Annotated in this window: 8 protein-coding genes; 2 read left to right on the top strand and 6 right to left on the bottom strand. The window is 39.8% G+C overall.

Annotated features, from left to right (window positions below; all coding sequences use genetic code 11):
- From FJ218_08570 to FJ218_08580, 3 genes are all read right to left on the bottom strand, one after another.
- Positions 1 to 1,707 (bottom strand): hypothetical protein (locus FJ218_08570; GenBank protein MBM4166951.1); only part of this gene is annotated, 1,707 nt, incomplete at its 3' end.
- Between the two features lie 226 nt (positions 1,708 to 1,933).
- Complete coding sequence (locus FJ218_08575; protein ID MBM4166952.1) at positions 1,934 to 3,427, bottom strand: sigma-54-dependent Fis family transcriptional regulator; 1,494 nt, start codon at positions 3,425 to 3,427, stop codon at positions 1,934 to 1,936.
- Entirely contained in the window at positions 3,294 to 5,813 is a 2,520-nt protein-coding gene (locus FJ218_08580) for a hypothetical protein (GenBank protein MBM4166953.1), read from the bottom strand. The genes FJ218_08575 and FJ218_08580 overlap by 134 nt, the downstream gene beginning before the upstream one ends.
- Before the next feature lie 349 nt (positions 5,814 to 6,162).
- On the opposite strand from FJ218_08580, the gene FJ218_08585 reads away from it, so the two are divergent.
- Together FJ218_08585 and FJ218_08590 are read left to right on the top strand one after the other, a co-directional pair.
- Positions 6,163 to 6,531, top strand: a complete 369-nt coding sequence (locus FJ218_08585; GenBank protein MBM4166954.1) for a hypothetical protein — start codon at positions 6,163 to 6,165, stop codon at positions 6,529 to 6,531.
- Between the two features lie 81 nt (positions 6,532 to 6,612).
- Positions 6,613 to 10,485 (top strand): T9SS type A sorting domain-containing protein, encoded by a 3,873-nt coding sequence (locus FJ218_08590; GenBank protein MBM4166955.1) that lies wholly within the window; start codon positions 6,613 to 6,615, stop codon positions 10,483 to 10,485.
- A gap of 14 nt (positions 10,486 to 10,499) precedes the next feature.
- On the opposite strand, the gene truA is transcribed toward FJ218_08590, so the two are convergent.
- The 3 genes from truA to FJ218_08605 all read right to left on the bottom strand — a co-directional run.
- On the bottom strand, positions 10,500 to 11,285 hold the full coding sequence (gene truA / locus FJ218_08595) for a tRNA pseudouridine(38-40) synthase TruA (protein MBM4166956.1): 786 nt from the start codon (positions 11,283 to 11,285) through the stop codon (positions 10,500 to 10,502).
- A 154-nt stretch (positions 11,286 to 11,439) separates the two neighbouring features.
- Positions 11,440 to 12,627: a methyltransferase domain-containing protein gene (locus tag FJ218_08600; protein ID MBM4166957.1), complete on the bottom strand. Its 1,188-nt coding sequence runs from the start codon at positions 12,625 to 12,627 to the stop codon at positions 11,440 to 11,442.
- A 117-nt stretch (positions 12,628 to 12,744) separates the two neighbouring features.
- Positions 12,745 to 14,218, bottom strand: a 1,474-nt coding sequence (locus FJ218_08605; GenBank protein ID MBM4166958.1) for a methionine synthase, incomplete at its 5' end; no start/stop codon positions are given.

Below are 14,218 nucleotides of genomic sequence, written 5' to 3' on the forward strand. Positions count from 1 at the left end.
AGCAATATGATTAACGGTTATTCCTCCACTCGTTTTAAATGCACCACCGGCATAGAGCAAATTTCTGTATGAAATTAATGCGTACACTGTATCATCAAAACCTTCGCCAACTGATTGCCAATTCGTACTATTCCATTTTGCTATGTTATTTGCGGTAATTCCATCAACCGTAGAAAACTTACCACCAACATATAATTCATTTTGATGGACAGCGAGTGATAAGACAGGTCCCGATAGACCAAGGGTACCTATCCCTTCCCATGTATCATTATTTAATTTTGCAATATTGACGACACTAGTTCCTGCAATTGTAAAATTGCCACCTGCATATAATTCACCATTATAAATTGCAAAACAATACACGGTACCATTCAATCCGTTGCCAGTATTTAACCAGCGAGAAATAATTTGTAAGTCTTTTTTTCCCACCCACTGAAGTATGTTTGAGAACAGTCTACTTGCACCGTTTTCTGTAAGATGTGCATCGATATCCTGTCCAGTAATGACAATTCTTCCAAGTCCAAAATTACCTGTAAGAGTGATAGGGTAATTTCCTATTTCAGGAGTTATTGCTACACTCTCAAAGTTTAATGCGTCAAACGATGAGAAATAATTATTATATGAAGAATTCCAGTTACTTAATAATGTATTTGAGAGTTCTTTAAGAATAGGATGATTTGGCTTTGACATAGTGACTTGATTACCAGTGTATTGTTCACCATTTACTGATAGGGGTAACCATGATAGTCCATTATTGACATCGGGAGAAAGAACAATGAGTCCATTTCCAGCATTTATATAGTCCTGAATTTCTAACCTCCTTGATGTTAATGCAGAGTAGTCTGTGATTCCACTTCCGACTATCATAACATTGTAATCGTAGAGATTAGATAAGGCAGAAAATTCAGCTGTGGTTACTATGGTATCCATTAAGTTCGGGGGGGCTAAGTCGTTTAAATATTGTGCAATGTCTGTTTGGTTGCTTGGTTCTATGACGAGTAGTTTTATTGGTTCGATAGTATTCCATCTCGCAGTATTATTGGCATTAGAATTTCCAGCTCTTGTAAATGAACCTCCGACGTGCAAAGAATTAGTATAATTAACGTTATCCTTATAGTTTACGAGGGAGTAAACAGGACCATTTGTTCCTTCGCTTAACGAGTGCCAAAGAGTATCATCCCAAGTGGCAATATTATTTGCCGCCATACTACCCGTAGATGAAAATATTCCACCGGCATATAATTCGTCATTATAGACTTCCAGCGCATAAACCGAGTTATTACTATTGAGTTTTCCAACTCCGTTCCCTACTGAAGTGATTATTTTTTCATCCCATCGTATTATATATTCTTTCGATGATGGTTGATTACGTCTAAAATTACCACCTATATATAATTTGTTTTTAAATACGGAAAGGGCATAAACTGATCCACTCTCGAAAATTGAATTTGGAGCAGATGACCTGCTTGATTTTGTTAATGGGTACCAGAACGGTTCATTATACATTGCTATACAAGATATATATTTATTCCCTGCTTTATCAAAACTTCCTCCTACATATAAGTAAGAATTATATTCGGCGAGTGCTCTCACGGTATTATTTACCCCATCACCAAGTGGACACCACACTTGGCTTTTTGCGGAGTATGGAAACAGCATTCCAAATAAAAAAAAAGTAAGGAATCGAAAAAAATGCATTCTACACATATGAATTAAGATATTTTTTATTTTAAATTGGTTGATATTGAAAATTTTACACAAGTACTATGCCATTTTGTATATGAAAATAAAATCTGTCTATTACCTCGTATAAAAAATGATGTTATCCCTTACCTCCGTTCCTCTTTCACACACCTCACCGTGAAAAAACAACACAGCACAAAAAGTAAAATGGAGTCCACTTGTGAAGTGGACTCCATTTCGTGATGCATTGTTACTTCAACCCAAACCGTTTTATTTTTTTCGAGAGGTGGGCTCTGTCAATGTGGAGTTTTTCTGCCGCGTGGGATATGTTGCCCTGCGTTTCGAGGAGCGATTGTTGTATCAGGTTTTTCTCGAAATGTTCGAGGGCTTCGTGGAGAGGGAGCGACTGTTGGTATGTTCTGTAATCGAGCGAGGAGAACTGCGGCTCATCGAGAGAAGCAAGAAGACTTTGTGTTTGGATATGGTCAATCGTTTCATTATCGGAATACATTGCAAGCGTTTCAACAACGTATTTCAGTTCGCGCACGTTTCCTCTCCAATCCTGTTCCTGCACGATATGTTCCGTGCGCTCAGAAAGACGTTTGTGTTCCGTTTTGTTTTTCTTGCACCACTCGGAGAGAAAATACCGCGCAAGATGGGGAATGTCATCGCGTCGTTCGCGGAGCGGAGGAAGATGAAACGTAATACCGCGCAACCGGTAGAGCAAATCTTCACGGAATTTTCCGTTGCGGATTTCGGAGGAGAGATTTTTATTCGTTGCCGCAATACACCGCGCGTTCACCCGTTCGGTTTCATTTCCTCCGACTTTGCTCACGTCTTTTGTTTCGAGGGCGCGCAGAATTTTCGACTGCATATTCAAACTCATATCGCCGATTTCATCGAGAAAGAGCGTGCCGTTATCTGCGAGTTGAAATTTACCCTGTTTATCACTCGTTGCGCCGGTAAATGCGCCTTTCGTGTGGCCGAAGAGTTCGCTTTCAATCAATTCCTGAGGAACAGCGGCGCAATTAAACGGAACAAACGATGCGCGTCCGGAAAGCCGGTGAATGAGTTGCGCCAGACACTCTTTTCCTGTTCCGCTTTCACCGGTGATGAGAACGGGCGTATCGTATTTTGCAATACGGCTCGCATCGGAATAAATTTTTTTCATCACTTCGCTGACGCCCACAATACCGTAATGTTTCAACATTTCTTCAACCAAGGTTTGCTGCGCGGCTTCGAGATGAAATTTCTGCATCGCATTCCTCACGGTAGTGAGAACGCGCTGCGGTTCGAGAGGTTTTTCCAGAAAGTCATACGCGCCCCACTTCGTACATTTTACTGCGCGTTCAATGGTACCAAAACCGGAAATCATTACCACCGAAGTCATCGGTTTTTGACGCACAAATTCCTGGAGTAATTCTTCGCCGCTTACGTCGGGTAAGTTGATATCGAGCAAGACGACGCCAACGCTGTGTTTTTTGAATAACTCACGGGCATCGTTTCCGTTCCGCGCCGTGTACAGCGTGTAGCCGTAATGATGAACGACCTCTGCAATACTGCGGAGAAGTTTTTCATCGTCATCAACAAGGAGAATAGCGTTTGGCATATCAAACTCCGGTCGGGACAGCGGGGAAACAGAGCGTAAATTCCGTTCCCAATCCTTCCCGCGAGGTAAAGGAAATTGTGCCGTTATGTTCTTCGACGATTTTCTTTGTAATGACAAGTCCAAGTCCGGTTCCATTTTCCGATTTTGAAAAATAAGGTGCAAAAATTTTCGTGTAATCTTCTTGTCTGATTCCGCAACCTGTATCGGCAACAGACAGACAGACAAACGTAGTACTCAAATTCTGTGCCACGTAGGTTGCCAGTTTTATTGTTCCTTTCCCTTCCATCGAATCCACTGCATTATCGAGTAAATTCGTAACGGCGATATTGAATAAATGTACGTCAAGTTTTACAGAAGGAAGGTCGTGAGAAAAATCGTTCTGGAAAACAACGGTGTGGGGTAATTTTTCTGCATACATTTCAAGAAATTCACGAAGTACAGCATTGAAGTCTGTTTCCTGAAGATTTGACGGGTTGAGGTGCGATAATTTCATAAAGCCCTTGACGTATCTGTCGAGCCGCCGAATTTCTTCTTCGATGGATTTCATGAGATGTTCTTCGTTTCCTGCAGCAGTTGGTTCGTCTTTTTGTTGCCGGATGCGTTCGAGAGTAAACCATATTGTCGAGAGAGGAGTTTTCATTTCGTGCGCCATATTTTGTGTGATGAGTGTCCAGTTGAGCGCGCGTTCGGTTTTGAGTGAAGTGGAAATATCCATAAACACAACAAGCCACCCAAGGCGTACCTTAGCAAAACAGAGAGGATGCACCTTGAGCAGTAGATGTACGGGTTCGTTATTCTGAATGATATTTACGCCGTATTCGGAACTGCTCGTTAGTTGAAATGCTTTGGTAAGAGTGTGAAAAATTTCTACGCTGTACGTTGGCTTTTCCGCTGCTGCATCTACAAAATAATTGTTCCAGTACCGTTTGTCCGTGAGTGTATCGTCCTCAAAGAGATGGTGGAAAAAATTATTCACGTACTGCACCTTTCCGTTACGTCGAACAACCATAATTGCGGTGTTATGGGTATGTCTGCTGAGCGTGATAAAGAGTTGAAGGAAAAAAAGCAAACGGTACAACATAAACGTAAACAACCCGATACCCGATGCAAGAAGAAGAACGAAAAGCGAGAGTTGAATCCAATACCACGCGACACCTGTTTTCAAATGTAATGTTCCTAACCGTACGGAATGTTCATTACTCAAAACAAGTTGTTTTTCGCTGCGCGCTGTCCGAATAACATGAACCTGAGTTATGTTTCCAACACGCGCAAGGGGTTCTAACGCGTTGTTGAAAATAAGATAATCACTGGATTTCGTTCTCAGCAATATTTCTTCATCTTCGTCGCCGTAAATATCGAAGCATTTGTAATAATCTATACCATCCGCAATGTGCAGTTCCTTCACAATATCCAAATTTTGATTAAGGAGGACGAGAATTCCACTTTCCATACAAAGAAGTACCTGCTTTTCATCGTTCACGTGAAGCGTAAATATCGTACTTGCGTTAGCGAATCGTTCGACAAATTCTTTCTTCTTCAGAATTACACCGGTCAGCGGGTCTATAACTGCAATGAAACTTTTTTCAAAGACTTTATTGGCACTTGAAAAAATACAGAGCAACTCATCGTTCCCGTTCATATCAATATCGGAAATGATGACGCGTGACATCGAGATTTCGTTGCCGAGAATTTTTTTCCAAAGGAGAGTTCCGTTCTCCGTTAATGCAATCACGTACGAATGAAAATCGTCTATACCGTTCGCAATCGAACCGTTTGAAGGGGCATTTGCACTGAGATATATCTCTTTTTTTCCGTCATTGTTGACGTCGGCAATGAGAGGAAAATTGGGCCATGCGCCTATCAAGTATGTCCACGCCCGTTTGCCGGAAGAAATATCGAACGCAGCGAGTCCGCGGGGCTGCAACGACAAACTCGCTGTAAAGATGCCGAGCAGGTATTGTTTTCCTTCACTCGTTTGATACACTGTTCTCAGGTCGATATTCACATCGGGAGGGAGGTTCGGCGCTGTGTATAACGGGAACTTGTAACGTGATGGATGTTGATAAAGATTGATTGTATAACAAAAGAGCGTATCGTTCTCTTTTGTACCGATTATAATTTCTTTGTGTCCGTCGGAAGAAACATCGAGTAAATCATCACATAAAATTACATCGTCGGTTTTCGGCAGGTTTGTTTGGTCAATCACAGTGCCGTCTATTGTTCGGCTTAACACATAACTTGTATTCGGTTTATTTCCAGCGCTTATTTCAATAATTTCATCAATACCATCGCCGTCAATATCAATAAAGGTCTGTGAACCACTGAGCAATAATGGAAATGGTTTAAAGACGACGTGGTAAGGAAATGATGATGAGTCCGAAAATAAGGGTTGTGAAGAAAGGGAAGAATGCAATGCAGAAGAGCAGAATAATGCATTGAACGAAATAAGTGCAATATGCAGGTGCCGGCGTATTATCCTGCAACGATGCGTGCGTTTTGATACGCGATGGACGTCATTCATATTTGAGTCTAACAGTATCCATTTTCAAAAACGATGGACAAAAGTACAAAAGGAAACGATAAATGCCAATAGAAAAAGGAACGCAGGAAATAATTTTCAATGCGGCAAATTTATTATCGGGAGTGTATTTCTACAGAATGGATGCAACCGCATTCGAAGGAGATAATGATCTCTTCCTTCGACGACACAAGTGAAAAATGTTATTAATAAAATAATCCGAAAGAAATAGAATCAACACTTTGATTCCTTCTTTTTTTATAGTAAATTTTGTATGAGTTTTTTAAAAAAATATATTTCATCATCATAACAAAGGAAAATCCTTACGCGACTTGTTAAAACATCTTTACTCATGACATTTCAATCTCACTCAATCTTCCACATCACAACTGGTGATACAATTTGGTATAAACAATACGATGGAACAGCGAATAAAAGTTATATTCCCGGTGGAATTATGTTAAGCAGTACATCAAGCAACCACTACATTTATGTTACTTGTTCAAGCAAAGATACTGCAAATGGTTGCGATATTACAACTATTCGATATTCTTCCTCAAGCAGTGAATATTGGGTTTCTCGTTACGATGAAGGAAATTTTGCTGGAGAAAAAAAGAAGGAACGCACGAGGTTTTCTTTGATGCAAGTTCATTCTCTGCTGAAGTCTATTTTTATCGTGTTGTTGCAAATAATGGCGAATATTATGATGTTCGGAAAATGATTGTAATTAAGTAAAATATTTCGGGCGGTTCTACTTTTTTCAGAATCGCCCACTCACTTTTTTTTACACAAGGTACTTTTTATGAAGCAATTTGTTACTTCTTTTTTTCTTTTTATGTTCCTTTGTTCGTTCACTCTCGAACAAACAATTTCACAACAAAAAAATATATCTTCCAAGAAACAACATTCACGTTCATTTCAAAAGAAGAAACAATATTCTTTCAAATACGGTTTGCCCGTAACTGTTCTCGGAAATTATTTCACAGAACGATTTGAAGGAATTGACTTTCCACCTTCCGGCTGGACAATCAGTAATCCCGATTCTGCTACTACGTGGGAACGCTCCGCTTCCGCAAGCAGTTTTGGTGATGGAACTTCTTCCGCATTCATTAATTGCTATGAATACAATAATTTGTTTGCTTACGATACATTGAAAACTCCTCTCTTCAGCGGTTTAACAGCAACCAATCAGGATTCAATCAAATTCGACGTTGCGTATGCTCAGTACAGCGGAGGAAGCAGCGAATCGCTAATCGTTGCGCTTTCAACAAACGCCGGTACTTCGTTTGATATTATATTATTTGCAAAAGGAGGCGATTCGCTCAAAACAACTTCCGACCAATCGGACCCGTTTATTCCAACTCTTACACAATGGAAAACGAAAAGCGTAAAACTTCCTGCAAACGTAAGCGGAAACAATTGCATATTCGCTTTTGTTGCCGCAAACGATTTCGGGAATAATTTATACATTGACAATATTCGCATCGGAACAATACCTTCAAGCGATGCTACAATATCTTCCGTTACATTGCAATCTGCGCCATACGTTATAGGGAATCCTATTTCAGTGAAAGCAAGAATTACGTGGCTTACTTCCAATACTCCTCCTGCGTCCGTCGTTCTTACATACAAAGAAGGTTCTATTCCTTCATCAACAAATGATGGCGTTTCACAAGTGTTTCTTCCGATTTGGGGTGGTTCTCCAAAATCATTCACGGCTACGTTCAGTACATCATTTATTCCCCAACTCACAGGATATAAACAAATTTATGTGCGGTTGTTTATTGCAAGCGACGGCGACTCGACAAATAATTACAATTCGAAAACTATCGGCATTACAAATATCATCAACAAAATTCCATATCTGGAAAATTTCGATGGGCTTAGTGATTCAGGATGGTTCAATAGTTCTATTTCTCTTGTCAATTCGTGGCAAAAAGGAACACCACGAAAAACACAAATATCCCGTGCATACAGTCAACCGAATTGTCTCGTAACGGATACTCTTTCGAATTACAAAGACTTTGAAAACTCATTTTATCTTACGCCAATATTCAACTTTGCAAGTTTAATTGAAGACCCGGTATTGAGTTTCTATCATAACTTCGAACTAGAAAATAATTTAGATGCAGTTACACTTGAATACAGTGTTGATGGAAGCGAATTTCAAATTCTCGGCGATTTCAATGACACAACAAATACATTCAATTGGTACAACAGTAACAATCCCACAGATTCCATTCCCGGACCAAACTGGACGGGAAGTTCACTCGGAATTCAGGGAAACGACAGTGGATGGATATATTCGCGTATCATTCTTCATGATTTTGCGGGATATGGAAGAGTGCAATTCCGTTTTCGACTTGCTTCCGATGAATCCGACGGAAGAGAAGGATGGGCAATAGATGATTTTCTTGTAACGTTTCAATTTCTTCCTTCTTCTATTGCAGGAAAAAATTTTAATGACCTAAATGGCAATGGTGCATTTGATTCCGGAGAACCGGGACTTCCCAACTGGAATATTGCTTTAACAGGAACGCATAATATTTCCACTCTTACCGATGAAAACGGTAACTATTATTTTTCCGGATTAAAACAAGGCAATTACAATGTGAGTGAAGTAACGCAAAACGGATGGGTTCAAACATTGCCAAGTGCGCCGGCAACTTATTCAATTCCGTTAGACAGCGGAGTAGATGTTACAGGAAAAGATTTCGGAAATTTTAAACTCGGCTCAATAAGTGGAATTGTTTTTTACGACGCAAACGCAAATGGAACTCGCGACGAATCTGAAGGAATTCTTCCTAACTGGCAAATCGTTGTTGATGGTCCAATTGACACAACACTTTTTTCCAACGCCCAAGGAATGTTTTCTCTAACTTCGCTTCCGTACGGAATATATACTGTTACGGAAGTTCTTCAATTCGGATATGCGCGTAGCGTTCCCGATTCTTCTTTTGCCGTCGAAATGATTTCGGGAAGCAATTTCAATACGTTGTATTTTGGCAATTATCTCATCACAAGTATCACCGTTCGCACGCTCGAAGATGCCGATGGTTCATTTGCAACTTCGTTTGACAGATTTGCAAAACAATGGCATTTGCAACTGTATAAAAATTCTGTTGCACAGCAAAATTTCATTCAAGAAGTGAACGACACCGTCTTGCAATACATTGGCAACGAAGGAAAATATATTGTTGTACAATCGGAAAGCACAAAATGGATCTCTTTGGGAAAAATTCAAAACGCAATTTCTGCCGAAGGAATATATTACTTCGATACAATCGATGTTGAAGGAGGAACTTCAAACATTATAGAATTTGCAAATTTTCTTCCTCATTCCATAACAATTCGAAATATGGAAGACGGCGACGGCAGTTTTCATTTTACATACGACGACAGAACTGCAAAACCGTGGGACATTCATTTGTTTGGACTCGAAACTCCAACGGATACATTTGTTGTGAGCGATACCATTCTTTTCAAATCGTATTTACCAAAAGGAAAATACGTTGCGTATATTTCCGACAGCACAGATTGGACGCATCTCGGAATTATTTCGCAGGGAAATGGAGTTCGCTCGACGAGAATTTCCGATACGATTACAATTCAAAACGGAATTGATGGAGAAATAACGTTTGTACAATGGAAAATGAAACCCGATTCCGCTACGTTCAGAACATTCACTCAAGCACAACTGAGTATAAAATCGAACAAAGTCAAACCAACAAAAAAAATTCCTTTCCCAACGCCTAATTATGGAAATGTTCGCGATACGATTTTTGAGTATAATTATTTCAAAGGAAGTTTTCTGTATCTCGGTATTCCGCAAATCAATAAAGATAGCGCAAAGCGTTACGGATGGGCATTTTTTAAGGGAGGAAAAGGTAAGGGTAAATCTCTAATAAAATTGTTTCCTTCAACAGGAACGGCAGATTCATTTAAACATAAAAAAGCATATAGCGCACCGACACTAAAAAAAATGAACAATAAACTTGTAAGCGAACTTCTCGTATTGAAAATGAACATCGTCGCAAGCAACGAAAAGATTACGGTTCCCGGTGATTCTAACTACCTCGGCGATTTATTTTACGAAGCCATCGAAGATACGGCAACTCCATATTATGGAAAAACCATTCGTGAACTTGCAAAAATCGGAGATACCGCTTTAACATACGGGAAAAATCGTCCTTCGACGAATTTTGTGCTACTCGCAAATATCATCGAGCGAATAAACAACGCATTTGCATCTCCCGAAACTCTTTCGTTCAACGATACCGTTTCATTCTACGATGGAGGATTACGAATAAAAGGTTACGGTTATATGTTTGAGAAAACGTTTTTGCGAAGAGATTTAGGAATTCCGCCAAAGCATAATTTTGATTTCGTGCATTTTCTTCCACAAACAATTATGCTCGAACAAAATTATCCGAATCCGTTCAATCCAACAACAACAATTTCTTTCTCCCTTCCGGATATTGCAACCGTTTCACTGAACGTCTATAATATCCTTGGAGAAGAAGTCGTGCAACTTTTACGCAACGAGGAAAGAGAAGAAGGCGTACACGAAATTGAATTCAATGCATTCAATCTTTCCAGCGGTGTATATTTCTATCGGCTCGTAGTGAACAACGGAGAATTTATTCAAACGAAAAAAATATTGCTGCTGAAATAGCGCGTCAGAGAATTTTACCTTCGCATCGAAAGTGGAATTGCAGGCACTAATGCTTCGTTCCACTTTTCTTTTTCGTATAAAATTTGTTCGAGAAAAAGTCCCGATGGCGGCGCGGTAAATTCTGCTGGTTCGTTAGAATATTTTTTTAAATAGAATTCAATTTTCTCTTTGGAAATATTTCCTCTTCCAACTTCCACAAGCGTCCCAACAATTCTCCGAACCATTTTCCAAAGAAAATGCGAAGCGCGAATACGAAACAAAATCAATTCATCAACTTCTGCGAGTTCGACACTTTCCACTAAACATTTCGTTTCTCCTTTTTCCAATTTCTTATCCGCGAACGAAGCAAAGTCGTGCATTCCAATAAATATTTTTGCTGCCTCTTGCATTGCTTTTACATTCAATTCATCTTTAATCCACCACACAAATTCTTTTCCGAAAGCAGTTCTGCGTTTTGAAATTTGGTAAATGTAACTACGGGAAATAGCTGAATGTCGCGCGTGAAATCGTTCGTGAACTTTTTCTACACTCAAAATATTTATGTCAAATGGAAGTAAGTCATTCAACGCAAATTGTATTTTTTTCGTCGGTAATTCTTTCGCAACAACGAGATGAGCAATTTGTGCAAGCGCGTGTACTCCGGCATCCGTTCTTCCCGCGCCTTGAATTTCTTTCAGATTTCCAAAAACTTGTTCCGCCGCTTTTAAAATTGTTCCCTGCACTGTTTTGGAATATTGTTGCGCTTGCCATCCGGAATATCGCGTTCCGTCGTATTCAATTGTGAGTTTGTATTTAGTCAAAAGATTTTAGGTTTTAGAAATAAGGATGTAGATTTTGGAAAATCAAAAGAGTTGATGAGTAATAATTTACTTGCAACTCGAAACTCGAAACTTGTAACTCGTAACTTGTAACTCGCAACTCGTAACTTGCAACTCGTAACTTGCAACTCGTAACTTATTTCACTCTGCAAACAAATCCTTTTAAATATTCTCCTTCGGGAAAACCTGTTGCAAATGGATGGTCGCACGATTGTCCAAGACGAAATAGAAATTGCGTATCACGATTTGCATCAACCGCCGCATCAGCAACAATTTTCTGAAACAATTCCGCTGGCATCAAACCCGAACACGAAAACGTGAAGAGAACGCCGTTTGGCTTTAAAAGTTTGAACGCGAGTAAGTTGATATCTTTGTAACCACGTGCGGCTTTTTCTAAAACATTTTTGGAATCAACAAATTTCGGCGGGTCGAGAATGATGACATCAAATTGTTTGCGTGAATCTCTGCACTGACGTAAAAACTGAAACACATCGCCGCACACATTATCAACTTGCGAAGAAGAAAATCCGTTGAGCAAAACATTTTTCTCCGCAAACTCCAACGCGCTCATTGATGAATCAACATTCGTAACCATTTCTGCTCTGCCTTTTAATGCGTGAACAGCAAACGCTCCTGTGTAGGAAAAACAATTTAACACAGTTTTTTCTTTACAAAACGTTGAAAGAAAATTTCTGTTCGCGCGTTGGTCAAGATAGAAACCGGTTTTATGCCCGCGTTTTATATCAACGAAAAATTTCAAACCACTTTCTTCTATTTGTAAAAACTCCGGCGGCTCTTCTCCAAACAAAACTCGCGTTGAAATTTCTAATCCTTCTTTTGAACGAACATCAACATCACTGCGTTCATAAATTCCTTTCGGTAGAACAAGTTTCCTAACTTGTTCTACTATTTCTTTTTTCCAAAACTCTGCGCCGGCAGTAAGAAATTGACAAACGAGAAATTCATCATACTTATCAATCACAATTCCCGGCAATCCATCCGATTCAGCATTGACAAACCGAAATGCGTTTGAATTTATTTTGTCTTTCAATTGTTCACGAAGTTGAATTGCATTTTGTAATCGCCGATGAAAAAAATCATAATTGATTTCTTCGCTTTCATCAAACGACCAAACGCGACAAGCAATTTGCGATCGAATTGAATATCCGCCGCGAGCAAGAAATTTTCCATCATTTGAAAATATTTCTACTGTTTCTCCGTTACTTGGTTTTCCATTTACATTTTTAATCGCGCCGTTAAATATCCACGGATGTTTTCTGAGAAGTGATTTCTCGCGCTCCTGATTGAGAATAATTGTTATCATTTATATTTTCAGTTAATAGAACACGGATTACACTGATGAAACTGATTTGCACAGATTTTTTTTTCCGTGATTATCCGTTGAATCCGTGTCATCCGCGTTCTATTTTTTATAAATAGTTTACGCAAATACTTCAAACTTCCGCTCATCAAAAATCAATTCTCTGCACAACTCTCTCCCCTTCTCCTCTATTTTATACAGCGGCATAATTTTACTTGCGTGAACAATCGCCATATCGAGTCCTGCTTCGATTGCGTAGTGAAGAAACACGGAATTGAGAACATGCCGCAAATGCGCATTCAGTCCAAATGAAACATTGGAAACGCCGAGACTCGTAAAACATTTCGGAAATTCTTTTTTTATCAAGCGAATTGCATCAATCGTTTCTAGCGCAGATTTCCGAAACTCTTCATCGCCGCTTCCGAGTGTAAATGTGAGAGTATCGAAAATCAAATCTTCATCGCGCATTTTGAATTTGTTCACCGCTAAATCACGAATGCGTTTCGCAATTTCAAATTTTGCTTGCGCAGTTTTTGCCATTCCTTTTTCGTCAATCGTCAATGCAACAACCGCCGCGCCATATTTTTTGCACAACGGAAGCACATGCGACATTCGTTCTTCACCATCTTCCAAATTTATGGAATTGATAATCGCTCGTCCTGCACAATGCAACAACGCTTCTTCAATCACATTTGCTTCGGTCGAATCAATCATCAGCGGCAAATTGACTTGCGTATTCAATCGCTTCATCACTTCACGCATATCACGCACTTCATCGCGACCAACATACGCAACGCAAATATCCAACACGTGCGCGCCTTCTTTGATTTGCTCTTTCGCCATTTGCGCAATCCCATCGTAATCTTCCGCAAGCAACAAATCACGAAATTTTTTTGAACCATTGGCATTACATCGTTCGCCAATCAATAACGGCGCGGGTTCAACGTGTAAAGTTTGTGAAGAATAAATTGAAGAACAACTCGGAGTGAAAGTAAAGTTACGAGTTGTGAGTTGCGAGTTACGAGTTGAAAAACTTGTAACTCGCAACTTGTAACTCGAAACTTCTTCAGAAATTTTTACTAATCTCGAAATATGTTCCGGCGTTGTTCCGCAACAACCGCCAATCATATTCACTCCCAAATCATTCACGAAATGTTTGAGCCAATGTTCCATTTCGTCCGGCGATAAATGATAACACGCTTTGCCGCCAATGTTTTCGGGAAGTCCAGCATTCGGCATTACGAAAACATACTTCGGTGAGTTCTGACACAAGTAGCGAACATTTTCTTCCATCTCTTTCGGTCCCGTTGCGCAATTCATTCCGAACACATCAACAATATCATACGGCTCGATAGCAGTAAGCGCAGCAGAAATTTCAGTTCCCATCAACATCGTTCCCATCGTTTCAATCGTTACGGAAACAATCACGGGAATGCGAACTTTTTTGGAAAGAAAGTAATCGTAAATTGCCGCGAGCGCAGATTTTGTTTGCAGCAAATCCTGACACGTTTCCACGCACAACACATCCGCGCCGCCTTCGATGAGTCCCGCAGTTTGTTCGTAAAATGATTGTTGCATTTCACGAAACGAAATA

It is taken from the genome of Ignavibacteria bacterium (assembly GCA_016873775.1).
Taxonomy (GTDB): Bacteria; Bacteroidota; Ignavibacteria; order UBA10030; family F1-140-MAGs086; genus JAGXRH01.

What these genes read in the sequence shown, in the direction of transcription:
- FJ218_08575 (MBM4166952.1), bottom strand. Translation starts at nt 3,427, where the DNA reads ATGGAACCGGACTTGGACTTGTCATTACAAAGAAAATCGTCGAAGAAC.
- FJ218_08580 (MBM4166953.1), bottom strand. Translation starts at nt 5,813, where the DNA reads ATGAATGACGTCCATCGCGTATCAAAACGCACGCATCGTTGCAGGATA.
- FJ218_08585 (MBM4166954.1), top strand. Translation starts at nt 6,163, where the DNA reads ATGACATTTCAATCTCACTCAATCTTCCACATCACAACTGGTGATACA.
- FJ218_08590 (MBM4166955.1), top strand. Translation starts at nt 6,613, where the DNA reads ATGAAGCAATTTGTTACTTCTTTTTTTCTTTTTATGTTCCTTTGTTCG.
- FJ218_08600 (MBM4166957.1), bottom strand. Translation starts at nt 12,627, where the DNA reads ATGATAACAATTATTCTCAATCAGGAGCGCGAGAAATCACTTCTCAGA.